Source organism: Mucilaginibacter sp. OK283 (genome assembly GCF_900110415.1).
Lineage (GTDB): Bacteria > Bacteroidota > Bacteroidia > Sphingobacteriales > Sphingobacteriaceae > Mucilaginibacter.
The window spans coordinates 920,968-945,739 of sequence record NZ_FODR01000001.1 but is presented as its reverse complement, the minus strand read 5'-3'; the positions used below and the strand labels follow the sequence as shown (position 1 = coordinate 945,739).

The following is a 24,772-nucleotide window of genomic DNA, read 5'->3' as shown; positions in this document are numbered from 1 at the left end:
AGCGCTTTAATTAAACCCATGCCCGGCAGCGAAAAAGAGATTACCATTTACGATATAGCCAAAAAGCTCAATGTTTCGGCAGCTACAGTAAGCCGCGCACTCCAGGATCATCCACGGGTAAACAAAAACACCAAAAAGATGATTGTTAAAGCGGCCGAAGAAATGGGCTACCGCTCTAACTCCTTCGCGAGCAACTTAAGGCGCAAAAACAGTAATATCATCGGCGTTATAGTACCAAGGTTGAACAGCAGTTTCATGTCTGACGTGATAGCAGGTATAGAAAAGGTTGTAAATGATAATAATTATAACCTCATCATCAGCCAATCGCTGGAAACCATGAAGAAAGAGATCAGCAACGCGAAAGCTATGCTGAACAACCGGGTGGATGGTTTGCTGGTATCGCTTGCTTATGATACTACTGGTGTTGAGCATTTTGAACCGTTTATAAAACGCCGCGTTCCTGTAATTTTCTTCGACAGGGTATTTGAGCATGATCATTACCCGCAAATTTGTATTGATAACTACAAAGCTGCCTACGAAATTACCGGCCACCTTATTGAACAGGGTTGTAAAAGGGTGGCACATATTACTGCCAACGTTTTAAGAAATGTTTATTCGGAAAGGTTACGGGGATATAAAGCCGCGCTGGAAAAACACGGTATTCAATTCGACGAAAGTTTAGTGTTCATTAATGATTTGAGCGCCAAAGCATCAGCCATAACCGCCCAGGAAATACTAAAAATGAACCCGCTGCCCAATGGTTTATTCTGCGCTAACGACGCAAGTGCGGTAAGCTGTATACAGGTACTCAAAAAAGCAGGGATAAAAATACCCGGGGATATTGCCGTGGCGGGTTTTAACAACGACCCGGTATCGTGCGTAATTGAACCCAACTTAACCACCATTAACTACAAGGGATTTGAAATGGGCGAAGTTGCCGCCAATTTGCTCATCAATCATTTGGTAAACAAAAACGACCTGCAACAAACCCATAGCATGATACTAAGATCGGAGTTGATTGTACGGGAATCATCTGCAAGGAAAAAGTAATGACCACTAACAGATAATGGAATCAAAAACAAAACTGGCCATAGTTACAGGAGGCGCATCGGGCCTGGGATTAGCCACGGCAAAGAAATTTATTGAACAAGGCATCAGGACAATTATTATCGGTCGTGATGAGCTTAAGCTGGCCAATGTGGCTCATGAACTTGGCGAACTTTGCCATTATAAACCGTATGATTTGAGCCAAACCGCCGGGATACCGGCTTTAGTGGCGTCAATTGTGCAGGAGTTTGGCGTACCCGATATCCTGGTGAACAATGCCGGCATTAACCATAAAAAGCCGTTTACAGAGGTTACCGACGAGGATTTTCAGCAAATTATACAAACAAACCTGGTGGCAGTATTTGCCCTGAGCCGCGAAGTTATAAAAAACATGCTGACTGCAGGCTGCGGCAGCATTGTTAATGTAAGTTCGATGGCGGCGCAGTACGGTATTCCTTACGTGATAGCTTATACGGCATCAAAAACCGCTATTGAAGGCATGACTCGCGCCATGGCCACCGAGCTTTCGCCACAGGGCATCCGGGTTAATTGCGTGGCGCCGGGCTTTATTGCTACAGATATGTCGGCAAAAGCATTGGATAATGATCCCGTCAGGAAGCAAAAAGTTTTAGGCCGCACCCCCATGGGCAAGCTGGGCGAACCTGCCGACATTGCCGAGGCCATTTATTATTTAGCCACAGATAGCGCCAAATATGTAACAGGCGTAATATTGCAGGTGGATGGCGGGAATTCGATTGGGTTTTAAATTATTTTTACCTTGCTGCCTTCGCCCCTGTTATTCAAGTTTGTTATATCATCTACATCAGCACGCATCTGCAAACCTGCCCGATTGGGCAGCGGGCTTTCATTTTTGCTGGCCAGCTTTGATATAAGTGGCAACATCAACCATTGGGGCAACCCAAATGTCCTTTTGATGTTGTTTAAGGTAGTGCAACAACTTACTGTGCGCATCCAGGCTAACGTTAAGATTATGCCCGCCCCCAACGCCATGAAATAAAAACACCAGCAACGTGTGCGATTGCATGGCCTGTTTAACCAGGTTAATCAAATAATCGGCAGATTGCCCGTTAATCATAAAGCTATCGATGTTATCCAGGTTCACCTGTTTTAATGTCTGTAGTCCTGGGGCAACGCCTCGTGCGCCTGCAAAATCGTTTTTAAGGTAATCGTAAAAATACTTATCCCCTATTTTAAGATCGCCGCATGGGAATGCAAAGGTACGCGCCGTTTTGTCGTCAATTGCTTTAAGCAGGGTATTGGTTGCTTTTATTTCTTTAACTGCACGGTCAAGCGAGTATTTGCTCAGGTCGGTTTCGGCGGTTACAAACCCGCGGCCGGGCAAACTGCCATCGCAGGGGTGATAAAGAGAATGATTGCCCAACTCGTGGCCATGCGCCGCGGCTTTTCGCCATTCCGTCATCCGGTTTACCACAACCGGCGATGAGCCGATAAGGTAAAATGTTCCTTTCAAGTTGAGCGAGTCGAGCGCAGGCAGTACGTTATCAAGGTCAACATTAATTGCGTCATCGTAGGTTAATACAACCGCGCACTGTTTATTATTCCACAAGGGCTTGTCCTGAGATTTGGAAGTAAGCGCAAGCAGTAATAAAGCTGATATGATAATGTATTTAACTGGTTTCATTTAATATTCCGTTTTTTGATTTGGTTATTTAGCTATGGAATTGCCGGCTTTCTCCTGTTCCATCATTTTTTTGGCCCATGCAATAAAGTATTTTACGTTGGGGGCATCGGTATGGCCGCCGTCGTGCTGCCGCCAGGCCAATGCCCCGTCCAGCATCCCGGTGTTAACGGGCGGCATTTTTTCTGTTTTATAATCGTTTGTTACGCCGATATCTTTTACCCCCAGTAATTTAAAAACCGACCCGGCGGCAACTGTAGCCATATAACTCCCCTGCTGATCCAGCCACTTGGCGTCGCCCTGTTCGGGAATGCCGTAGCTGATAAATGTAAGCCTTGGCGCGCAAAGGGCTATCAGTTCATGCGCATCTACGGGTAAGTCTTTTGCTGTTTTAGCACCGAAGGTGGCGTCGCTGGCCCCGTATTTCATAAAATTACCTGCCATCCAATAATACTCGCCGCCGGTTAAACTTTCAACCGCTTCGCCAAAATTGCGGCGGTGCAGCTTGGCGCCACCCTCACCAGACGAACCGATAAGCCCCATGGCAAAGCGCTGCTCAAAAGCCAGCGTAACCAATGCGGCTTTGCCATAGCGCGATACCCCTTCAATACCCACATGTTTGGCATCAACGGCGGGCTCGGTCTCCAGGTAATCCAAAGCCCTTGCTGCGCCCCATGACCAGGCGCGTAAGGCACCCCAATCATCGGGTTTACGGGGCTGCCCTTTATTTACCAGGCCAATTATACCCTTGGTAAGCCCTTCGGCATTATCTGCCTGTATCGATGAAGGATCAATCAGCACATAACCCCAGCCATTGGCTATCAGCTGCATGGCCGTAGGCGGATCGCCCTTTATTACCGGGAAACCACCCGGCCCAAACGGCGATTGCTCTGCTACCGGGTTATAAGCGGGATATTGCTCAAAAATGGCTTTCAGCTCCGGGTGTTCTTTTACAAGTAACTCCTTCAAAGCGCTATTTATCTTTTCCAGGTCAGCAGGCGATGGTTGCGCCGGCGCCGGAAGCGCACTGCGGGCAAACATCATTAGTACAGGAACAGGGCCCTTGGCAAAGGCCGGCAGCACCAGTGTCATTTCAATGTTGACGTTGATTGAGGGGCAGGCGGTATTATCAACATGGCCAATCAGTTGTTTGGCTATTACGGGATAAAAACCTACACGTTCTTTATCAGTTACCTTAACCGTCCAGGTTACTTTGGGTACATTAGCCGGTATCCTGCCGTAAACTTCACGCTCCATATCCTCTGCGATTTCGGGGCAGCGTTGTTTCCACCACATATCAGCAGTACTTACTTTTTTACCGTTTTTAAGGGTAAGCGCATCCGGCAAACCGGGGAAAGGGTTGGCCAAGGCCTCATCATAGTTAGCGTGGTTGGGGGCATTTTCATCACCGCTTGGGCCATTGCGCAGTGTTTTAATACCCAACTGTTTCATCATATTCTGATGATCCTGTTCGGCTGTAAAATTTACCGGGGCCAGGCTTTGGGCGCTAACTACTACGGGTAATGCGAGTAAAAAAAAGAAAATGGCAGTTTTCATTTTTACGGGTTTTATGGTCAATTATGGTTTATCAGTACGGAAAGGCGATGCAGGCAAACCTTCTTTGTTATACAGGTTGGCTCCATCAGGGTTATCGGCCCAGGCATACCTTACATATAATGGTGTCGGTATCTTATCACTCCATACCAACACTTTATCGCCCTTAATAACGGCGGTGGCCCCAACAAACTTTTTATCGGCGCCAGCTATAGCAAATTGCGATAGTTCATCCCCATTTTTAGCAACAAGCCCGGTGCCTGTGTATTTAAAAGTCAGTTCAATTTTATTACCATCTACCCGTGCCGATTGATAAACCGGGCCGCAAGGGATTACATTGCTATCACCATAAGCCACATTTTGGGCAGCTATGGCCAGGCGCTCGCCTACCGTTTTTTTATCAAGCGGATGAATATCGTTCCATTCGCCGGCATCAATGGTTACAGCCATGCCTGTGCCTGGTAAGGCAAGCGCCTCAAGTTGTCCCTCCCGCAACACAGCCCAATCACTTTCGGCCGGCGCGTATTGCGCCTCGTTGAAATTAGGGAGCTGGGCATATACAAACGGAAGGTTGCCCTGCTGCCATTTATCGCGCCAGTCGGCAATAAGGGCTTTTAATAAAACGCCGTATGCTTTTGCGCTATTGACGCTACTTTCGCCCTGGTACCAGGCCAGCCCTTTGATGGTGTAGTTAATCACCGGCGCAACCATGGTATTGTAAAGGCCGGTCGGTTCATTTTGGGCAATAAATTCGGCAACGGGCTTAACCGGCTCAAACACCTGCCCTACTTTATACTGCCAATCGCCGCGCAGGTCGATGGTGTCGGCCGCTACGCCCAGGTAATATCTTTTATCGGGCACAAAACCGCCTTTGCCGGCAGTGTTTGCCACACGCACAACGATTACATTTTTTCCAGGTTTTAGCAAACCCGCAGGCACATCATAACGCCGGGGCGGATACTGGTAGGTAATGCTGCCTACAAGCCTGCCATTAACATAAGTTTGATCGGCATCTATTATCCTACCTAAAAACAATTTAGCTGCTTTGCCATCAAAAGATGCCGGCAGGTTAACTTCTTTACGAAACCAAACCACACCATTAAGGCCTTTAACGCCCTGGTCGGCCCAGTAACCGGGGAGCCAGTAATGGTGCCAGTTATGCGGTATGTAGGCGGTATCGTACCACGGTTTATTTTCTGTTAAGCCCTTGTCAATTCCGAGCGCTGATGTATTGAGCGGATTATTAGGCGGCAAATGCTTTTTTAAAACGCTATCCATAAAAGCGGCATCGCCAAATTGCTTTACCCTATTATTATAAGGTTTGATATCCGTGAGCCCCTGGTCACTAATCCAGGCTTCTATGGGCGTGCCCCCTACGCTTGAGTTAATGATGCCTATTGGCACATGGTATTTTTGATAAAGCCGTTTGGCAAAAAACCAGGAGGTAGCGCCAAAACCCAGCACTGTTTCCCGATCTGCCTTTACCCATTTCCCGGGTAACAGGTTGGTGTGCTGTTTGGTTACATCGGCTTCGGTTTTTACAAAAAAGTTCCTGATTTGCGGGTAATTGGCAGTAGCTATCTCATCGGGATATTTCTCCTTTACCCGCTCCATTTGTAATGCCATATTTGATTGGCCCGAACAAAACCAAACATCGCCAACTAAAATATCGCTGATGGTGATACGATTGTTGCCCTGTATATCCATTGTGTAGGGCCCGCCCGCGGGCATTGCCGGCAAAACCACTTTCCATAAGCCATTTTTATCGGTAATAGTATGCAAAGACTTGCCGCGAAATACAATGTTGATCTTTTCGCCTGCGTCTGCCCATCCCCAGATATTCACATGTGTATTGCGTTGCAGTACCATGCCATTTGCAACCAGCTGCGGCAACCGCACAAGGGCATAAGTGGGCAGTATAAAACTGATGCACAGCGCGATAAGCAATATCTTCACTGATTTCATAATTTGCCGGAACTTTTAGTTTGGAGGTTTACTTTTACGAAGTAACAAATAAAAAAAGATTTGTGCAATCGATTGCACAAATCTTTTTTGCGTTATTGCTCAAAACAACTATGTTATTGACCCTGCGGTCGGTTGTCTTCGTACCTACCTATGACATAGTTAACTTTCCTGTCATCCTGAGGTACGAAGGATCTGTCAGCTGTGCATGACCGATAGAAAAGTTCGCGACTAGATGCTTCGTTCCTCAGCATGACAGTCTTTTATTTTTGAATGTCATTCCTCCTTCAGAATTCGCGGATTTTGTGCCTCATTAGAAGCAACAACTTGATAACCGACTAAATCCAGCTTCATAAGGCTCAATGTATAAAATCAAACCAAAGTATTCCGCTTATCTTATCGCCGCTGGCATGGTTGGTTTGGCTTTGTGGCCCCATTACTTTTGCCGGCTGAAATTTGGTGCCGATAGGCGCAATGGCATTTAAAAACCCGATACTTCCTTCAGGAAAAGCCGGCTCCACATTGTTATTGCTCAGCGCATCTTTTTCCCTTGCCGGGTGCAGCATTTGCAGGTAAGTGTTTTTATCGGCAGCGTAAACGGTAAACGGCGACTCCTTATTTTCGATAGTTACCCAGTTAACTTCGGCATGGTAACCTTTAAATTCCGGGTATCCCCAGGTTTCGCCGGTAATAGTATTGTTATAGGCTTTGTGCCAAATACCAAACTGCTGGCCTTTCAGGCGGTTTTTCCAAACCCGATAGGGTCCGCGGCCAAGCCATTTCATGCCGGTAATTTTTTCTTCGGGGTAATTAAAGGTGATACCCATAAAATCGGCATCGCCCTGTTGTGCGTATTGGTACTCAAGCTTAACTGGCCGCCCGGAAACGAAAGTCCAGGTTACGTGTAATGAGCTTACACCCTGGTAATCGGCTTCTACAATATATTTGCCGGCATCGGCTTTGTGTGTAAACTGTTTTAACTGGGTACTAACACCGGCCAACACAGGCCCGCCCGATAACGAAATTGCGCCTGCCGGTTTACGCACTTTTTGAATGTAACCTGTAACCTTATCAAAATCGTAGCTGATGCCATCGCATTTGATGGTTAATAATTTATCTGTCTCGGTTGTTTTTATAGCCGATTTGGCCGGAGATGACGCGATTTTGCCGGCAATGTCAGCCGGTGCGCCAATAGCCCAGCTCCAGGTAAATAGTTCTTGTTTATCCGGCCCGTAAGCTGTTAGATATAGTGCATCATTCTTTTTCCACGATGCGGGCAGTGTTAAGTTCAATGTCCCTTTCCCGCCGGGTTTAAGCTCAATGGTTTTTAGTAAGCCCGTTGCGGTTACTATAGCAGCGGTGGTTTTACTTTGTGCTGATGGGAATTTAACCAGTTTCCACTTAAAACTACATTGATTAAGGTTAGTGAACGCATATCGATTTTCGACGGCTATTTTTCCATCAAAACCGGCATCAATAGGCTGTGGATTGATGTAAACCGGCGACCATATTTCTTTTATTGCATAAAAGCTGCCTTCTTTTTCGCGGTGCGGCCCAACAATACCATCAGGGGCATGGTTGCCGTCAGAATCGTAGGTGTTGTTTTTATCGGTTCGGATTACAGCCTCGTCTAAAAACGCCCAGATAAAGCCGCCCGCCCCATGCGGATGTTTTATCATCTGTGCCCAGAAATCGTCAAGCCCGGCTGCGGCCCCGCCATCATACAGGCCATGCATAAACTCTGTGGGGAAAAAGACTTCCTGTCCGTTGGCCGCTGCGTTAACCATGTAATTGTAATCGGGGTAATGTTTAGTATCGGTGCCGTTAAACTTTTCCCAGGGGTGAATTACGGTGCGTTTTTGCGGATCATATAAAGCATAGTCATTATCAAGCCCCCGGTTAAAGCCGCCCTCGTTACCGTTATCCCAAAACAGGATGGAAGGGTGGTTTACATCGCGCACTACCAACTCTTTAACCAGTTTGCGGCCCACCACAGTATCATATTTAGCCTGCCAGCCGGTAAGCTCATCCAACACATATATGCCCAGGGAATCGCAAACATCCAAAAAATCACGATCAGGCGGATAGTGCGACATGCGGACAGCATTCATGTTCATTTCCTTCATCAGCTTCACATCCATTAAGTGAACACCATGGCTCAGGGTACGCCCGGTTTCGGGCCAAAAGCTGTGCCTGTCGCTACCCTTCATCATTATTTTTGCGCCATTTACATACAAGCCATCGTTGGTGCGCAGCTCGACAGTACGAAAGCCAAATTTTTGTTTAACCCGGTGAATAATACCCGTTTTGTTTTTTACAGTAACTACAACCTGGTATAAATTAGGAAACTCGGCACTCCATAGTAACGGTTTAGCAAAATTGGCTTGTAATTCTATATGGTCGGCTGCCAGGTTTGCTTTTGCATTAAATGGCTTACCTACATTTTGGCCATTAAGGTTTTGTACCTGGGCTTCAATCAGCTCATCGCCCTTTAAGTTTTGAGCATATACATCTAAGCGGAAGGATCCATCGGCCTTCGCGTTTACCGCCATCCTGTCAATAAAAGTTTCCGGAACAATTTCCAGGTAAACGGGCCGGTAAATTCCGCCGAAAACCCAAAAGTCGCTGTTGCGGCGCTCGGCATCATTTACCGATGAGTTTGCCGATGTTTTATCAACTGTTACTTCGAGCAGGTTTTGCGCATTGGGCTTTATCAAACCGGTTATATCATATTTAAACTGATAAAAACTACCCTGGTGTACCGGCCCGGCCAGCTTGCCGTTAATTGTAACTTTGGTATCGGTCATCGATCCTTCAAAAACGATATATACTTTTTTACCGGTTAGGTTACCTGCAAAAAAATCATGTTTATACAACCCCTGCTCGTTGCTTTTAACCTTGTCATGCCCGTAGTTATAGCTGCCAAAGCCCTGTAATTCCCAGTTTGACGGTACCGCGATTTTTGTCCATACGCCGCTTTTTCTTCCTCCGGTGCAGTAAAAATCCCAGGGTACGGTATGGTCCTTATCCGTTCCTGACAGGTATTTAACAATGGTTTCCTGCGAAAAAACATCGAGGCAAACAAGTATGAGCAATAATGGCAATAGTATCTTTTTCATAGTTGGGTTTACAAAAACAGGTGGCACAGGTTTAATCAGCAAACAAGGTTAATTACTAACAGGCGATTTAAAAAAAATATCCCCAACTAAAACTGTGCAATCGTTCCCGGAAACTATTTCAGGAAACTTTAATTACCGGGGTGGCATGCAATACTTCCTGTCAAATAGCGGTAATCACATTGTCAGGCAGTTGTTAAAATCTGTTAAATACCTCAATTTTCATTTCAACTACAGATTTTGCCGGTAATATTGAAGTATAAAGATTAACATCAGCTGGTTAATCGACACAATATTGGCATTCATCCGCACCTGATTATTAATGCGGGTTTATAACTGCAAGTTTGTGGTTACCAACGGTATTTAAACTTTAAGTGTTATTAATTCTTTTCCCCTAATTATCCGTTAAAATGAAACTATTAACAATAGCATTTTTCTTTCTTATCTCATCGCCTGTTAACTGGCTTGGCGATTTTAGCAAAGCCCAGGCAGAGGCACAGCAATCACACAAATTGATATTAATAAATTTCTCAGGATCGGACTGGTGTGGACCATGCATCAGGCTCCGAAAAGAGATCCTGGAATCCACGGCATTTGAAAACTACGCAGCAGACCATCTTTTATTAGTACGCGCAGATTTTCCGCGCCAAAAGAAAAACCAGCTGAATAAAGACCAGGTAAAGTTAAATGAAGCGCTGGCGGATAAATATAATGCCGAAGGTAAATTTCCATTCACGCTTTTGGTTGATGAACACGGCAAGGTATTGAAGCAATGGGATGGCTACCCTGATGAAACGCCTGAAAAATTTATTGAACAGATAAATCAGTTTGCCAATGGTGCCAACTAACGTTAATGTAGGTACTATTTACAAACGCAGCCTGCGTTTGATGGGCAACCGCTTTGAATTAAGCGTTGTGGCCGATAGCGAGCAATGGGCAAATGACCGGATTGATGATGGAATAGCCGAAATAAGCCGGATTGAAAAGCTGCTTACCACCTTTAGCGAGGATAGCGAAACCAACCAGGTAAATCAAAACGCCGGCATCAAACCCATGCCCGTGAGCCGCGAAACTTTTGAATTGGTAAAACGATCTATCATGATATCAAAAGTAACGCAGGGTGCTTTTGATATTTCGTACGGCTCGATTGACAAGCGGCTATGGAATTTTGATCAGCAAATGACGGCTTTACCCGATGCAGAAACGGCCAGGCAAATGGTTAGGCTTATCAATTACCGCAACATTATATTAAACGATAATGACTGTACTATTTTTTTAGCCGAAAAGGGCATGCGCATAGGCTTTGGCGGGATAGGAAAAGGGTATGCCGCCGAGCGTGCCAAACTGATTATGCAACAACAGGGTGTTACAAGCGGCGTGGTAAACGCATCTGGCGATTTAACAGCCTGGGGTACGCAGCCAAACGGCAACAAGTGGACGGTTGGTATAGCCAATCCCGATGCATCGCAACAAATTTTCTCCTATTTGAGTATATCGGGCCTTGCGGTAGCTACCTCGGGTAACTACGAGAAGTTTATTATGATAGATGGAAAAAAATACTCGCATACTATAAACCCGCGTACAGGGCTGCCAGTTACCGGCATTAAAAGCGTAACCATTATTACCACCAATGCCGAAATTGCCGACGCTATGGCCACGCCGGTAACCATAATGGGTGTACACGCCGGCCTGGATATGATTAACCAGATGAAGGATATTGAGGCTATAGTTATTGACGATAACGACAGGCTTTACACCTCAAAAAATATAAACATTAAATAAATCCCCTATAAAAATGACTAAACAATTGATTAAAGTTACGGCCTGCCTGCTATTGGCGGGCTCGTTTACATCATGTGTTCAACTAAAAGAATACCAAAAAAACAGGATAAACGATTCTGAAATGGCGTTAAGCAACCGTAAAGTTGAAAAAAACGAGCTGAATTTTCAATCGTACCGTGAAAGTGCTTCAGGAGCCAATGCCGGTAAAACCGGCGGCGGTTGCGGCTGTAACTAATCGTTTTCATTCCCTTTCTATTGGTTTCTTAAAACATGAAAAAAATATATTTATCCGTATTAGGGTTTTCCCTGATATGCAGGATGAGTGCGTATGCACAAACATCAAAAGATAGCATTATTCGCCTTAACCCGGGTTTCAGCCTGGCAACATCAACCGGCCAGGATACCAACGCCTACCGGCCGCGCGCTTTGCGGGTTGACGAAGTAAATTTTGTATCCAGCTACTACAATCAAAATGGTAACCACTCGGCCGTAACCGGCGGCATTGGTACCGAAAAAGTAACCGATTTTTCAAATGGTATCGATCTTAAACTGGTTTGGCTAAACAATGCGATGAATAAAAACACGCTATCTGTGGGCCTCGGTATTGATCATCACACTTCTGCTTCAGCAGCTTATGTATCAACAACCGGGGCATCAAATACCGGCGGAAGCAGAATATACCCATCGTTGGATTGGACTGTTGAAAACTCAAAAAAAGGCACCAGTTTTGGTATTGGCACTTACTATTCCAGCGAGTATAACTACAAATCGCTGGGCGCCGACCTCCACTTTTCGGCAAAAACAGCCAATAAAATGGGCGAGTTTGGTGTAAAACTACAAGGCTATTTTGACCATGTAAAGCTGATATATCCATCGGAGTTTATCCCGCAATCAACCACAACGGTTACAACAATTACAACAGCAAGCGGCAATTCATCAAGTTCCGAAAGTGAGGGCAAAGCCAGGATTCCATCAAGCCCAAGAAATACTTATACGGCCTCATTCTCTTATTCACAAATAGTAACATCAAGGTTGCAAATCATGTTCCTGGCCGATGTGGTTACCCAGCATGGCTTTTTAAGCCTGCCATTTCACCGGGTATATTTTTCGAACGGAAAAGATACCATAGAACGATTGCCATCGTCGCGGTTTAAGCTGCCTTTAGGCTTCAGGGCCAATTATTTCCTGGGCGATAATGTTATCCTGCGGTCGTACTACCGCTATTATACCGATAATTGGGGCAGTAAATCAAACACCGCCAATCTGGAAATAGCATACAAGGTTACACCGTTCTTTTCCATATCTCCGTTTTACAGGTACTATACACAAACTGCGGCCAAATACTTTGCGCCTTATGAGCAAAACAGCCCAACGCAGGCATACTTTACCAGTAATTACGAGTATGCAAAGTTCAACAGCCAGTTTTTCGGCGCAGGTTTCAGGATAGCACCGCCAAAAGGTGTGTTAGGCTGGGAAAGTTTACATGAATTGGAACTGCGATACGGCCATTACAAGCAAAATGTGGGTTTGGTATCCGATGTGGTATCGTTAAGCCTTGGCTTTAAATAAAATAATCAAAATTAAAAACCTGGTAAAGTTTTAAATTTTACCGGGCTTTGCCTATTTTGTTCGTCACTATGGAAAACACCGACGACCTTTTTGACAAACCCCTGAGCGACGACCCGGAAGAAAACCTGCGGATGGAAAACGAACTGCTGCGTTTAAAATTGCAGGCCGAATTGGGCGCCGACCCGCACATGATTAACCCTGTTGACCCGGAAATTGAAAATATATTTTTAAAGAATATTTTCGATTTTGAGCATAACTACGCCAACGCCAAACGGGTTAAGGTTTACGATTTATTGGGGCAGCCCGAATTTAAACCGGCAGGCGGATTAACTGATGAACAGGTAGAGGACGCCTTGCAGCAAATTACCGATTTGCTATTGAGCAAGAATATCGTTGTCGATTTTTCTGACGATTTGGACAACCGCACCAAATATGTTTTTATTACCGAAGAGTTGTTTGATCACGAGACTGACGACTTTACAATCCCGGGCATGACAAGCCATTTTGATTATGAAGAGTTTCATCCCAACCATAAAGCTAATATTGAAAACAAGGCCCTGGAGTTTTTATCCAAATGGTTTAAGCAAAGCTTTGACGACCACAGTTGGGTACTGGGCGATTCGTTTGTTGCCCCCGACCGGAAAACCTATAGCAGGACTGAAATAGTACACCAGGTTAACAATATTTTTAACGCTTACACCGCCTTTAACAACGAAGAATATTTTATTTACGACATCGGCTTTCAATTACAACCCGGCTCAAATTCTGGCCTTGGCCATGCCGAGGGATCGGTAAAATATGATGCCGTATTGGAAAACAACGAAACCATTCATTTTGAAGGGCCTTTTAAACTATACTTTTCCCTGGAAGACAATTGGTGGAGCATTTTCCATCTTGTATTCCCCGGGTTTAAATATCCCTGAAAGCAGGCTTTAAGTCGGGAAGTCCGGAAGTCGGAAAGTCAAAAAATTGATGGCTCTGACTTTCGGACTTCCGGACTTTCGGACATTCTGGCTTCAGACTACTCGCTTTCCAGCGTTGTAAAGCACCTGGCGCTTAGCTTAAACGCTGCCTGATTATTATTAACCTCAATGTTGCCTTTTTGGCTAACGTTATGGTCTTTGTCGGTAACGTAAACCTTAAGCCGGGTAACAGATGCCGGTAAGCCCTTTAAATAAACTTTACGTGCCGCACTGTTATTTACCATGTGGATAACGTATTTGCGCTTGCCTGCATCGCCCAAAGCCGCGCATGATATGGCAGGGTTATCAACAGTAACCGCCAGCGCTTTCAGGCCGGCCGGGGTTGATGCCAGCTGCTTTAGCTGCCAAAAACGCTGTGTTGGTTTCAGGGGCTCGTTATTGCCAAAAATACCGCCGCCGCTCAATGGCGAATAATCTGCCGTGAGCTGCCATTGCAAAATAGATAAGGGCTGGCATATAGCCAACAGCCGGGTGTACAGGTTAATCTCTTCAAGCGCGTATGATTGCTCTTCAAAGTAAGCCGGGTACTCCCATGCGGCGGCATCAATACTACCTTCGCCAACCAAAAGGGGCAGGTTTAGTTGGGTAGCGGCATCGGCCCATTTTTGTAGTGTTGGGGTATCCCAGCCGCGCCAGGAGTGAAACGATACCGCGCCGATGTATGGCCTGGCTTCCGGATCATTCATGGCCGGGTAAATAAATTTGTAGGTGGTGGCATCTGAGTTATCGCCCAGCAGCAATTTGGTTTTTAGTCCTTTATCGGCAAAATATTTACCCAGGCCTTTTATCAGTGCCAGGTGTTCCTCGCCGGTTTGGCGAATATTGATACCCAGGTCCGATTCATTAAACGAAAAGTAAGTAACCTCAACGCCGTAATGGTTTTTGAGGTAGATGATGTAATCGGTAATTGATTTGTAAATCTGCTGCGTGTTATCATTATTAAGCGGGTTGCCCCAAACGCCATCCGGTGTAGGGCGGTACTTTAGCTTACCAACAACCGCCCATTGCGGCGGCGCCCATGCCGTTAATACCACAGGCATATTCATTTGCCCCAGCCGTTGCGCCATCTCCATCGACTGTTTGACGTGGTTATTCAGTTTACCACTATCGGCCACAGCTACAGGATCGGTGCTGATATCGGGTTGCCAATCGCGCCAGGGCATCTCAACCCGGCCCCAGGCTACGCGCAGGTTTTTCAAACAATAGTCTATCACCTGCGGGTCGGTTTTGGCATTTTGCAGACGGAAGTTGCCACCCAGCCCGGCAAATTCACGGCCCTGTACGGCGGTATCCAGCTGCATAGTTGCATCGGTGTTATCAATATCGCCGGCCACTTTAATCTCGAAGGTTTTCTCAAATAAATCGCCCTTTTTAAGCGTGCCTTCGCAAATTGGAAAGTACAGCTGGATGTATTTTAAATCTTCGCTTTGCGGCCTTATAATAAGCGCAGCCTCATTGGTAGTGATGCTGAATTGTTGCCTGGGCGATTTAAAGTTAATGCCCTTAGCCGTTACAGTAGGCATATCATCTTTAAGTACTTCAGTGGCCATGGCCTGGTCTTTTAGTGTAACCTGGCTGGCTGCGTACACCGCCTTGGGCAACCGCAGGCCCAGGTAAACGCCTATGATGCTGGTATCCCTGCGTACATTGCATATGATGTTTATTTTGATTTTACCCTTGCCTACGTCGGTAACAGTTTCGGTAAATACCAGGCTATCAATAGCTGTATTTACGATTTCAACATTGCCCTCCCGTTTAAACTTCGGCCGTTGATGTTCCTTTGCTGTCGCGTTTATTTTGTGCCAGCTGTTGCCAACCACATCAATACTGGTGTTAAAAGCCATTAGCTGGCCTTTTACGCGAATGCCGTTGAGGTTGCCATAGGGCATCAGTTCGGCCTGGGCCTGGCTTTTTTGGACAGCAAGCGTGCAGATAGCAGCCAGGAAAAAGATGGCTTTGGTTATATATCCCGAATGTTGATGAGTCATGATGTTATTAAACTATTTGAATATTGGTTTGATCAGCGATTTTGGATCAGGCAAATTTCGCTAACCTGTTTAAAATAGATTGTCCAATATAGTTCAATAAACACGGCATCATGGCTATCGGTTTATTTTGTATCAGCTTTTATCAAATGAATACCAGTTGGGCCAACTGCCTACCATTCAAACGAGAGGATTTCCTCACTATCTATAAGCCATTGATTAAACGAAGCAAGGTTTTTCTCCCGCCCGGATATTTCAAACTCCAGGATGGTTTGTACGTCCTTACGTGAAGTTTTCATTTTAACTATTTTCAGCTTAAGCGGGGTTACCTGGTTGTACAAGGTACTTAACTGGCAGGCGTTTTTAAAAACCAGCCGGTAGTGGCGGTGTTCAAATTTATTATCTATCCAAATCTGTATAAAATCAAGGGCGTACAATACAAACAGGGTGGCCACCAGTGAAACGCCGGCAAGGGCAAATTCGCCAATACCTAAAAGCATCCCTAAGGCCGCCGATATCCATATAGATGCCGCCGTGGTAATTCCCGATACAGACGAGTTATTACGAAAAATTACCCCTGCACCAATAAAGCCCACACCGGTAATAATGTTGGCCGCAATCCGGTCGCGGTTGGTTTCAACTCCCAGCATATAGGAACATATGGTAAAAACAGTTGCACCAAGGCAAATCAATGCCAACGTTCTGAACCCCGCAGATTTACCCCTGATCTCCCGCTCCAGCCCAAGAATACAGCCGGTTATAATGGCCAAAAACAGTTTTAATATTTCGTGGCCATATATGTTATGGTTAGGGTTCAGCAAAATGGTACTATAAAAATTCATGTATAACAGGAATTGGTTTGGCTGTTTAATAACAGCCTGTTAGCAATAATAAAAATAAAAATTTGGCACATTAAACTTACAACAAATACCGGGTATATTTTAGCAATGTCAAATCCATTCAAAAAACCATCGTTCATCAAGTAATAGGCTTGCTTCATGTAAAATAATATAGCCATCGGCTTTCTTTATCTTTTTTAGCGGTGTAATTCATTAACCAACAAAAAAAGATAACCGTTATGAAAACCCATTTCCGCCCCGAAGAGGCGTTAAACCCTGAAGCCAATAACGACGGTATTGACCGTCGCGGGTTCCTGGAATGTATGGCCTGGGCAGGTACCGGCGTACTCTGGATGATGACCGGCGGCATCCTGAAATCATACGGCATGAGCCAGATGATTGATAAAACTTCAGGCGGCCTCAAAAAAGGCTTGCTGATGCCCAAATCCGATTTTAGCTTTGTGCAGATTAGTGATAGCCACATCGGCTTTGCCAAACCGGCCAATACAGATGTGGTCGGTACGCTAAACGCAGCCATCGGCAAAATCAATACAATGCCAGTAGCGCCATCCTTTGTGCTGCACACCGGCGATTTATCGCACCTGGCACAGGCCGAAGAGTTTGACACGCTGGAACAATCGTTAAAAGCGGTAAAAACCGAAAAAATATTTTACGTTCCCGGCGAGCATGACGTAACCGACAACGGCAAACTTTACCTGGAGCGTTATGGCAAAGGTACGCTGGGCGATGGCTGGTACAGTTTCGATTCGCATGGGGTACATTTCATCGGCCTTGTAAATGTTACCAATCATATTGATGGCGGGCTGGGGTATATTGGTGCTGCCCAGTTAAAATGGTTGGAGAACGACCTGAAGCCACTAACCAACAGCACACCAATAGTGGTTTTTGCACACATCCCGCTTTGGGCCATTTACCCGGCCTGGGGCTGGGGAACTGATGACAGCGCACAGGCTTTGGCGCTGCTCAAACGCTTTGGCTCGGTATCGGTTTTAAACGGACACATCCACCAAACCATTCAAAAGGTTGAGGGCAATATAACCTTCCATACCGCATGCTCCACCGCTTTCCCGCAGCCAGCACCGGGCACCGCACCTTCGCCTGGTCCTTTGAAGGTACCTGCCGAAAAGTTGCGCAGCATGTTGGGCTTAACTACCGTAAATTATGTTGAGCATAACCACTCACTGGCCATTACCGATACGCCATTGATTGAGGCCGATAAAATAGAGGAACATCAATAGGCATGAAAAAGATAATTTTATTGTTGCTGATACTTTGCGGGGTAAACATCACGTACGCGCAATACAAACCAGTAAACCAGGGATCGTCATTAAAATTTACCATTAAAAACCTGGGCTTTGATGTCGACGGATCTTTCGGCGGCCTGGATGGGGTTATAAATTTTGATCCTGACAATGCGGATGCAGCGAATTTTGATGTTACGGTTGATGCGGCAACGGTTAACACAGATAACAACCTGCGCGATGAGCATTTAAGGGGCGATAGCTACTTCGATGTTAAAAATAATCCTAAAATAAGGCTGCTATCAACAAAAGTAACCGGCAAAAGAGGCACCTATCTGCTAACCGGCAAACTAACTATTAAAGGTAAAACCCAGGCAATAGCGTTCTCTTTTACAACAGCACCCTACGCAGGTGGCTACCAATTTAAAGGCTCATTCAAAATAAAGCGCAAGGATTTTGGCATTGGCGGCACAAGCACCATTGCCGACGAACTGGATGTTAACCTGGATGTGTTTGCAAAAAAAGGGTAACAGTTTTATACCAAATTCAAATGAAAATAAACCGGAAGTTTATAGCCGTTATTGCATTGGCCGCTATAGTAAGTGTTACTGTGGCCGCAACTGATAAAATCCCGGATACACCCCAATACACCAATTTAAAAGTGCTGCCAAAAAACATAAGTTCCAAAGAACTGCAGGGCATTATGGCCGACGATTTTGACGACGGCCTTGGGGTAAGTTGTGGTTTTTGCCACGCCGGTAATAAAGATGGCCACGGGCTTGATTTTGCCAGCGATGCAAAGCCCGAAAAACAGATTACGCGCACCATGATGCGCATGACCCTTGGTATCAACAAAAAATATTTAAAAGTAAAGCATCCTGAAATTGGCAATGCTACGCTGATTGTATCTTGCACCACCTGTCATAAAGGGCAGGCCTTTCCCGATGGTGCGGAACCTAAATAACCAATCGATTTTTTTTGTACATCATATTAACGTACTTTAATAAACAAATCCGGGCGTATACCTTGAAAACCAGCAAAACAATATATCACCTTACATTTTGGGTACTGGCGTACCTGTCCTGGGTATTTATCTTCAGGAACGGTACGCTGGTATTTACACATGCTATTACCATCCAGTTTTGCTACCTGTTGTTTATATCGGCAAATTACTATTTCAACGCGCTGTATACCATTCCGCAATTGCTTAATAAAAAACGGTATGTAAAATTCGGCCTGTGTTTTTTAGGGGGGATTGTTGTTACGGCGCTCATGAGGGTACCGGTATCAATAGCTGTTATTACCTACGTTTTCAAGGTAAAAAACACCAGGTTTAGTTTTCCCGGCATTTTTTTAGATTCGTTTGTCAATATTTTCTTTTGGGTGGCCTGCATCCTGGCGGCGCACCTGGTTATCGAAAAAATACGGTCGCAATTGTATATCGAACAGATTGAAAAAGAAAAGGCCACCAACGAACTTAATTTTTTACGGGCGCAGTTTAACCCGCATTTCCTGTTCAACTCCATCAACTCTATTTACGGGCACATTGATAAATCAAACAAAGATGCCCGCGAAATGCTGCTGGTATTTTCAGAAATGTTGCGTTACCAGCTGTATGAATGCAATGTTGAACAAATAGCCCTTGACAGCGAAATTAACTACATACGCAATTACATAGCCATACAAAGGGGCCGCATTGATGAGCGTATAGTCGTTTCTTTTTGTGCCGATGGTATAAACGGGCAAATTAACGTAGCGCCGCTGCTGTTCATTACTTTTATAGAAAATGCTTTTAAATATGTTGGGTTTAATGAGGATAGGCAAAATCAGGTCAGCATTGGCCTGCAATACCAAAATAGCAACCTGGTATTCCATGTGTTTAACACTAGAGATACCTTTGTGAATCAAACCGAAAAGTCATCAGGCCTGGGGATTGCCAATACAAAGCGCCGGCTTGAAATTTTATATCCCGGCAGGCACCATCTCCAAATTGTTAATACCGATACTGATTATGAGGTAACCTTAACCCTGTTTAATGTATGACGCTTAACTGCCTTATTATAGATGATGAACCCATTGCACGCAAACTGCTGCAGGAGTATATTGAAGAGATTGATTTCCTGGTGTTGGTTGGCGCGGCCGAAAACCCGTTGAAGGCAACGGCGATGATAAATGAGCTGGATGTTGACCTGGTGTTCCTGGATATTAATATGCCAAAAATGAACGGGCTTCAGTTTCTTCGCTCGGCCAACAACCTCCCCATGGTAATCATGACTACGGCATACGGGCAATATGCGCTGGATGGCTTTGAGCTGGCAGTGGTTGATTACCTGGTAAAACCATTTTCGTTAGATCGATTTTTAAAAGCATCACAAAAAGCCCTGGAGTTAAAATCATTAAGGCAAAAACAACTTACCCCGGTTAAAACGGAGCCCGACCATTTTTATGTTAAATGCGATGGCAAAATTGAGCGTGTGTTGTATGACGATCTGATTTATGTGGAGGCTATGGCCAATTACGTAGTGCTGTATACCATCCCCAAAAAACTGGTGGTTTATTTAACTATCAAGAGTATCCAGGAAAAACTCCCTGCCGAAAGGTTTTTACAGGTACACAAAAGCCATATTGTTAACCTTAAAATGATTAACACCATTGAAGGCAATATGCTTAACCTGGGCAGCGCCAGGGTAACCATAGGCCAGCGTTTTTATGACGAAGTAATGGACAGGATTTTAAAAGGGAAGTATTTTAAAAGATAAAAAGCCGCCTGTCTTATTCCGTCCGATCAGACTATTTTTAAAACCTTTATAGCTATTTTAAGTTCATGACTGTACCGACATTTGATATACAATATCAAAACAAAAAAAACATGAACACTATATTAGCTCCATACACCCAAAAAACACTTCAGTTAAAAAACCACCTGGTAATGGCTCCCATGACGCGTAGCCGGGCCATTGGCAATATCCCTAATGATTTAATGGCCGAATACTACCACCAGCGCAGCGGCGCGGGCCTTATTGTTACCGAGGGCATATCGCCATCGCCCAATGGTTTGGGTTACGCACGTATCCCCGGCATCTTTAGTGGTGAACAGGTTGAGGGCTGGAAAAAAGTTACCGGCGCGGTACATGCAGGTAACAGTAAAATATTTGTACAACTAATGCATACAGGCCGCATAGCCCACCAGGCCAATTTGCCAGCGGGGGCTACCGTAGTAGGCGTATCTGCAATAAAAGCGGCAGGCCAGATGCATACCGATAGCATGGGAATGCAGGATTACCCAATTCCTGTAGCCCTTACTACCGAAGCTGTTAAAGCAACCATTGCAGAATATGTACAGGCCGCTAAAAATGCCGTAGAAGCAGGCTTTGACGGCGTTGAAGTACACGGCGCCAACGGCTACCTGGTTGAACAGTTTTTAAACCCCAACATAAATAACCGTACCGACCAATATGGAGGCGACTATAAAGCCCGCGCTTCGTTTGCGCTGGAAGTGGTGCAGCAAATTGCCGATGCTATTGGTAAAGAAAAAGTAGGTATCCGTTTTTCCCCCTTCTCAACCCTTGGCGATTTGCAGGAGTATGATGCCGATGAAGTACACAATACCTATGTCTACCTGGCGCAGGAGTTAAACAAAATAGGTATCACTTATATTCATATCGGTTTTTCGCCAAAAATCCCACAGAAAACATTTGATGCTATCCGTACCGCGTTTACAGAAACCATTATACTTTGTAACGGCAATACACCCGCCACAGCGGCCGATACCTTAGCCAAAGGCTTTGCCGATGTACTTGCATTTGGCCGCCCGTTTTTGGCTAACCCCGATTTGGTGACCCGTATGGAGCAAAACGCCCCTTTGAATGAGGTTGATTTTACAACTTTATATACTCCGGATGCTCATGGCTATACCGATTACCCGGTAATGGCTGTGGCCTGATGTTGGCGGGCAATACTTATCTTACATTTATCTATTTTTAGTTGACGATGGAAAACACACAAAAAACAGTAACGTTTGTTGGCCCGGAAGAAGGGCAAGGGATTGCCATGGCAGGCAACTCGTACCGGGTAGTGATATCGGGCAGGCAAACCGATGGTGAATACGCGTTGATAGATATGCTGGTACCACCGGGGGGCGGCCCTATACCGCACGCCCACCCCGATGTACAGGAAAGTTTTTACGTTGTTGAAGGCGAGGTTGAGGTAAAATCTGAAGCGGGCAATTATATTGCGGGAAAAGGTTCGTTTGTGAATATACCTTACGGGGGTATTGTTCATTGTTTCCGCAATAAATCCAACCAAATGGCTCATTTGCTTTGCACGGTAATGCCCGCCGGTATGGAAGATTTTTTTACGGAAGCGGGCGAACCCGCACCTTTTGGTACATTTTTACCTTTGCCGCCAATGACCAACGAGCTAAAAAGCAAAATGGGTGCATTGGCCGAAAAATACGGACAAAAGATGTTTCCGCCGGATTATCTGGATAAATAGGCCTCATTTTGTGATGCTGAGTTGTAAAGTTCTGAAGGAGGAAATCACATTCAAAAATAAAAGACTGTCGTCCTGAGGCACGAAGGATCTATTGGCGAGCTTTTCTATCGGTCATGCACAGCTGATAGATCCTTCGTGCCTGCCATTGACACATTTGCAAATATCTGATTATCAATTGTGAAAAAAGGGTCATTTGCAATGCGATCATTTGTGCGCAAATAAAGGTTACTCAGGATGACAGGAAAATTGGATATGTCATGGGTACGATCGAAGAATCTATCCGCGAACTTTTCTATTGGTCATGTACGGCTAACAGATTCTTGGTACCTCAGAATGACAGAAAATCAGGCAATAAGCTATTCAATAACAACCGTTTAAATATATTTTATGCCGATAGAATTTGAATTTGAAGTAGGCAAAGGTTTTCATTTTGGCCTGGCTTTTGCCGGGCGTTTTGGTGCCCAAATAACCCATAACCGGGTAACGCTGCCCGAATCAATTGGCGAGGGTTTTATACAGGAAGTATTCCTGAATAACGGCCTGTCGCTGTGCATCCATCGGTATTGGCTTAAGGATGATCTTGTTTTGCGCCGCCTGGCAGCTTCATCATCAACCATGCTCACCTTAAAGTTTGATTGCAGGCGCATCCCGGTGGAGGAGGCCGACCTACCGCACGGGCCTTTATTTACAGGCAGCAACGGCTGCGAGGTTGAACTGGGTACCGGCAACTTTTTTTCGGAATTAATTGTTCCGGCCAATCAGCATGTTAATTTCCTGGTCATTGGTGCATCCCGCCAAACACTCATCAATACTTTGGATTTGCAGGAGGCCAGCTGCCCCATAGCATCGCTGTTGCAGGAAAGCCCATCGTTTGTGCTGCATGAGGTAATGACTTTAGAGATGGAACGCGCGCTAAAACAATTAAGCCGAATTGACGAAACTACCACCCTGGCCACACTGCTTTACAAAAACAAGGCCGAAGAACTCATATACCTGCTGTTCAGCAAGCTGATGCACCGTGCCGAAACCGCTTCTATCACGGTAGACCAGGCCGATGCCGAAAAGATATACAAACTGCGGGCCGCCATTTTATCCGACCTTAGCTTAACCCCGCAGCTTCCCGAGTTATCGGGCAAGATAGGTATCGGCCTTACCAAAATGAAACAGCTTTTCCGGCAGATTTTTGGCGATAGTATTTATAACTATTACCAGTCGGCCCGGATGAACGAGGCCGCCCGTTTGCTGGCTATGCAATCCGTATCCGAAACCGGCTACCAGCTGGGCTTTACCAATTTGAGCCATTTCGGGCGCTTGTTTGAAAGGCACTTCCAGGTAAAACCCAAGCGATATAAAGATGGATTGGCGTTGAGATAAACTTATTACGGGTATAGCCGAGGATATGATTTGCAGAAACCGTATCAACTAAACCAATTTAGCTGTTATATTAGCAATCTCAAAAACATCAGCTTTATTATGAAAACGGGTATTTATCATAAAATCTTTTTAACTGCGGTGACAATAGCCGCTATGGCTGTGCCGGCTCGGTATGCTTTGGCCCAGGATAAAAAAACATCAGGCAACCCGGTTGTTGAGGGCTGGTACGCTGATCCGGAGGCTAAAATTTTCAACAAGCAATATTGGCTATATCCAACTTACTCGGCTAAATATAACGAGCAGGTTTTCATGGACGCCTTCTCATCTCCCGACCTGGTACATTGGACCAAACACCCCCACATTGTTGATACCACCGGCGTAAAATGGGTTCGGCGGGCGCTTTGGGCGCCTGCCGTTACCGAAAAAGGCGGTAAATATTATATCTTCTTCGGCGCAAACGACATCCAGAACAATAACGAAAAAGGCGGCATCGGCGTAGCCGTAGCCGATAACCCGGCAGGCCCGTTTAAGGATTACCTGGGCAAGCCGCTGATAGACCAGATTATTAACAAAGCCCAGCCTATAGATCAGTTTGTTTTTAAGGATGATAACGGCCAGTACTATATGATATACGGTGGCTGGGGCCAGTGCAATATTGTAAAACTAAAAGACGACTTTACCGGCGTGGTACCTTTTGAGGATGGCGTTACCTACAGGAAAATAACCCCCGAGGGCTATGTAGAGGGACCGGTAATGTTTAAACGCAAAGGCAAATACTACTTTATGTGGAGCGAAGGCGGTTGGACAGGCCCCGATTACCGGGTAGCTTACGCTGTAGGCGATACCCCATTCGGTCCGTTTAAGCGGATAGCTACTATTTTAAAACAGGATGCCAGTATTGCTACCGGCGCGGGCCACCATTCGGTTATTAACGTGCCTGGCACCGATGAATGGTATATTGTATACCACCGCCGACCATTGACCGAAACCGACGGCAACCACCGCGTAATGTGCATTGATAAAATGTACTTTGATAAAGATGGCATGATACAGCCGGTGAAGATTACCAACGAAGGAGTTGCGGCGAGGGAGATAAAATGATTTGAAGATGTCTGAATCAGAATTTTCAGAATTAAAGAATGCCC

Annotated in this window: 22 protein-coding genes; 16 read left to right on the top strand and 6 right to left on the bottom strand. The window is 45.4% G+C overall.

The window, feature by feature from the left end:
* Positions 1-18: 18 nt before the first annotated feature.
* Both BMX56_RS04050 and BMX56_RS04045 read left to right on the top strand, forming a co-directional pair.
* On the top strand, positions 19-1,050 hold the full coding sequence (locus BMX56_RS04050; RefSeq protein ID WP_090641088.1) for a LacI family DNA-binding transcriptional regulator: 1,032 nt from the start codon (positions 19-21) through the stop codon (positions 1,048-1,050).
* 16 nt (positions 1,051-1,066) lie between these two features.
* Positions 1,067-1,813: an SDR family NAD(P)-dependent oxidoreductase gene (locus BMX56_RS04045; RefSeq protein ID WP_090641086.1), complete on the top strand. Its 747-nt coding sequence runs from the start codon at positions 1,067-1,069 to the stop codon at positions 1,811-1,813.
* A 99-nt stretch (positions 1,814-1,912) separates the two neighbouring features.
* On the opposite strand, the gene BMX56_RS04040 is transcribed toward BMX56_RS04045, so the two are convergent.
* The 4 genes from BMX56_RS04040 to BMX56_RS04025 form a co-directional block, all read right to left on the bottom strand.
* Complete coding sequence (locus tag BMX56_RS04040; protein WP_090641084.1) at positions 1,913-2,710, bottom strand: polysaccharide deacetylase family protein; 798 nt, start codon at positions 2,708-2,710, stop codon at positions 1,913-1,915.
* A 24-nt stretch (positions 2,711-2,734) separates the two neighbouring features.
* On the bottom strand, positions 2,735-4,264 hold the full coding sequence (locus tag BMX56_RS04035; protein WP_255369764.1) for a glucuronyl esterase domain-containing protein: 1,530 nt from the start codon (positions 4,262-4,264) through the stop codon (positions 2,735-2,737).
* A gap of 21 nt (positions 4,265-4,285) precedes the next feature.
* Complete coding sequence (locus tag BMX56_RS04030; protein ID WP_090641082.1) at positions 4,286-6,226, bottom strand: sialate O-acetylesterase; 1,941 nt, start codon at positions 6,224-6,226, stop codon at positions 4,286-4,288.
* Positions 6,227-6,582: 356 nt separating this feature from the next.
* Positions 6,583-9,342 (bottom strand): glycoside hydrolase family 2 protein, encoded by a 2,760-nt coding sequence (locus BMX56_RS04025; RefSeq protein ID WP_143065353.1) that lies wholly within the window; start codon positions 9,340-9,342, stop codon positions 6,583-6,585.
* A gap of 407 nt (positions 9,343-9,749) precedes the next feature.
* Between BMX56_RS04025 and BMX56_RS04020 the strand changes: the two genes are divergently transcribed.
* The 5 genes from BMX56_RS04020 (at position 9,750) to BMX56_RS04000 (ending at position 13,613) form a co-directional block, all read left to right on the top strand.
* Entirely contained in the window at positions 9,750-10,187 is a 438-nt protein-coding gene (locus BMX56_RS04020) for a thioredoxin family protein (protein ID WP_090641078.1), read from the top strand.
* On the top strand, positions 10,174-11,121 hold the full coding sequence (locus BMX56_RS04015) for an FAD:protein FMN transferase (RefSeq protein ID WP_090641076.1): 948 nt from the start codon (positions 10,174-10,176) through the stop codon (positions 11,119-11,121). The genes BMX56_RS04020 and BMX56_RS04015 overlap by 14 nt, the downstream gene beginning before the upstream one ends.
* A 13-nt stretch (positions 11,122-11,134) precedes the next feature.
* Entirely contained in the window at positions 11,135-11,356 is a 222-nt protein-coding gene (locus BMX56_RS04010; RefSeq protein ID WP_090641074.1) for a DUF4266 domain-containing protein, read from the top strand.
* A 35-nt stretch (positions 11,357-11,391) separates the two neighbouring features.
* Complete coding sequence (locus tag BMX56_RS04005; protein WP_090641072.1) at positions 11,392-12,690, top strand: DUF3570 domain-containing protein; 1,299 nt, start codon at positions 11,392-11,394, stop codon at positions 12,688-12,690.
* A gap of 68 nt (positions 12,691-12,758) precedes the next feature.
* Positions 12,759-13,613, top strand: a complete 855-nt coding sequence (locus tag BMX56_RS04000) for a hypothetical protein (RefSeq protein ID WP_090641070.1) — start codon at positions 12,759-12,761, stop codon at positions 13,611-13,613.
* A gap of 98 nt (positions 13,614-13,711) precedes the next feature.
* On the opposite strand, the gene BMX56_RS03995 is transcribed toward BMX56_RS04000, so the two are convergent.
* Both BMX56_RS03995 and BMX56_RS03990 read right to left on the bottom strand, forming a co-directional pair.
* Positions 13,712-15,661, bottom strand: coding sequence for a glycoside hydrolase (locus BMX56_RS03995; RefSeq protein WP_090641068.1), 1,950 nt, complete (start codon positions 15,659-15,661; stop codon positions 13,712-13,714).
* 170 nt (positions 15,662-15,831) lie between these two features.
* The gene (locus BMX56_RS03990; RefSeq protein WP_090641066.1) at positions 15,832-16,500 is read right to left on the bottom strand and encodes an MgtC/SapB family protein; all 669 of its coding nucleotides are present in this window, start codon (positions 16,498-16,500) and stop codon (positions 15,832-15,834) included.
* A gap of 236 nt (positions 16,501-16,736) precedes the next feature.
* On the opposite strand from BMX56_RS03990, the gene BMX56_RS03980 reads away from it, so the two are divergent.
* From BMX56_RS03980 to BMX56_RS03940, 9 genes are all read left to right on the top strand, one after another.
* Positions 16,737-17,756: a metallophosphoesterase family protein gene (locus BMX56_RS03980; protein ID WP_090641062.1), complete on the top strand. Its 1,020-nt coding sequence runs from the start codon at positions 16,737-16,739 to the stop codon at positions 17,754-17,756.
* 2 nt (positions 17,757-17,758) lie between these two features.
* On the top strand, positions 17,759-18,289 hold the full coding sequence (locus tag BMX56_RS03975) for a YceI family protein (protein WP_090641060.1): 531 nt from the start codon (positions 17,759-17,761) through the stop codon (positions 18,287-18,289).
* Between the two features lie 20 nt (positions 18,290-18,309).
* A complete protein-coding gene (locus BMX56_RS03970) occupies positions 18,310-18,723 on the top strand; it encodes a c-type cytochrome (protein ID WP_090641058.1) in 414 nt (137 codons plus the stop codon).
* A gap of 62 nt (positions 18,724-18,785) precedes the next feature.
* Positions 18,786-19,802 (top strand): sensor histidine kinase, encoded by a 1,017-nt coding sequence (locus tag BMX56_RS03965; RefSeq protein ID WP_090641056.1) that lies wholly within the window; start codon positions 18,786-18,788, stop codon positions 19,800-19,802.
* The gene (locus tag BMX56_RS03960) at positions 19,799-20,518 is read left to right on the top strand and encodes a LytR/AlgR family response regulator transcription factor (RefSeq protein WP_090641055.1); all 720 of its coding nucleotides are present in this window, start codon (positions 19,799-19,801) and stop codon (positions 20,516-20,518) included. The genes BMX56_RS03965 and BMX56_RS03960 overlap by 4 nt, the downstream gene beginning before the upstream one ends.
* Positions 20,519-20,628: 110 nt before the next feature.
* Entirely contained in the window at positions 20,629-21,702 is a 1,074-nt protein-coding gene (locus tag BMX56_RS03955; RefSeq protein ID WP_090641695.1) for an alkene reductase, read from the top strand.
* A gap of 47 nt (positions 21,703-21,749) precedes the next feature.
* Positions 21,750-22,253: a cupin domain-containing protein gene (locus tag BMX56_RS03950; protein ID WP_090641053.1), complete on the top strand. Its 504-nt coding sequence runs from the start codon at positions 21,750-21,752 to the stop codon at positions 22,251-22,253.
* A gap of 387 nt (positions 22,254-22,640) precedes the next feature.
* Complete coding sequence (locus BMX56_RS03945; RefSeq protein WP_090641051.1) at positions 22,641-23,627, top strand: helix-turn-helix transcriptional regulator; 987 nt, start codon at positions 22,641-22,643, stop codon at positions 23,625-23,627.
* Positions 23,628-23,726: 99 nt separating this feature from the next.
* A complete protein-coding gene (locus BMX56_RS03940) occupies positions 23,727-24,728 on the top strand; it encodes a glycoside hydrolase family 43 protein (RefSeq protein ID WP_090641050.1) in 1,002 nt (333 codons plus the stop codon).
* Positions 24,729-24,772 lie beyond the last annotated feature (44 nt).

Bases quoted from the DNA above. Each gene is read 5' to 3' on its own strand.
- BMX56_RS04050 (WP_090641088.1), top strand. From the start codon at position 19: ATGCCCGGCAGCGAAAAAGAGATTACCATTTACGATATAGCCAAAAAG.
- BMX56_RS04045 (WP_090641086.1), top strand. From the start codon at position 1,067: ATGGAATCAAAAACAAAACTGGCCATAGTTACAGGAGGCGCATCGGGC.
- BMX56_RS04040 (WP_090641084.1), bottom strand. From the start codon at position 2,710: ATGAAACCAGTTAAATACATTATCATATCAGCTTTATTACTGCTTGCG.
- BMX56_RS04035 (WP_255369764.1), bottom strand. From the start codon at position 4,264: ATGAAAACTGCCATTTTCTTTTTTTTACTCGCATTACCCGTAGTAGTT.
- BMX56_RS04030 (WP_090641082.1), bottom strand. From the start codon at position 6,226: ATGAAATCAGTGAAGATATTGCTTATCGCGCTGTGCATCAGTTTTATA.
- BMX56_RS04025 (WP_143065353.1), bottom strand. From the start codon at position 9,342: ATGAAAAAGATACTATTGCCATTATTGCTCATACTTGTTTGCCTCGAT.
- BMX56_RS04020 (WP_090641078.1), top strand. From the start codon at position 9,750: ATGAAACTATTAACAATAGCATTTTTCTTTCTTATCTCATCGCCTGTT.
- BMX56_RS04015 (WP_090641076.1), top strand. From the start codon at position 10,174: ATGGTGCCAACTAACGTTAATGTAGGTACTATTTACAAACGCAGCCTG.
- BMX56_RS04010 (WP_090641074.1), top strand. From the start codon at position 11,135: ATGACTAAACAATTGATTAAAGTTACGGCCTGCCTGCTATTGGCGGGC.
- BMX56_RS04005 (WP_090641072.1), top strand. From the start codon at position 11,392: ATGAAAAAAATATATTTATCCGTATTAGGGTTTTCCCTGATATGCAGG.
- BMX56_RS04000 (WP_090641070.1), top strand. From the start codon at position 12,759: ATGGAAAACACCGACGACCTTTTTGACAAACCCCTGAGCGACGACCCG.
- BMX56_RS03995 (WP_090641068.1), bottom strand. From the start codon at position 15,661: ATGACTCATCAACATTCGGGATATATAACCAAAGCCATCTTTTTCCTG.
- BMX56_RS03990 (WP_090641066.1), bottom strand. From the start codon at position 16,500: ATGAATTTTTATAGTACCATTTTGCTGAACCCTAACCATAACATATAT.
- BMX56_RS03980 (WP_090641062.1), top strand. From the start codon at position 16,737: ATGAAAACCCATTTCCGCCCCGAAGAGGCGTTAAACCCTGAAGCCAAT.
- BMX56_RS03975 (WP_090641060.1), top strand. From the start codon at position 17,759: ATGAAAAAGATAATTTTATTGTTGCTGATACTTTGCGGGGTAAACATC.
- BMX56_RS03970 (WP_090641058.1), top strand. From the start codon at position 18,310: ATGAAAATAAACCGGAAGTTTATAGCCGTTATTGCATTGGCCGCTATA.
- BMX56_RS03960 (WP_090641055.1), top strand. From the start codon at position 19,799: ATGACGCTTAACTGCCTTATTATAGATGATGAACCCATTGCACGCAAA.
- BMX56_RS03955 (WP_090641695.1), top strand. From the start codon at position 20,629: ATGAACACTATATTAGCTCCATACACCCAAAAAACACTTCAGTTAAAA.
- BMX56_RS03950 (WP_090641053.1), top strand. From the start codon at position 21,750: ATGGAAAACACACAAAAAACAGTAACGTTTGTTGGCCCGGAAGAAGGG.
- BMX56_RS03945 (WP_090641051.1), top strand. From the start codon at position 22,641: ATGCCGATAGAATTTGAATTTGAAGTAGGCAAAGGTTTTCATTTTGGC.
- BMX56_RS03940 (WP_090641050.1), top strand. From the start codon at position 23,727: ATGAAAACGGGTATTTATCATAAAATCTTTTTAACTGCGGTGACAATA.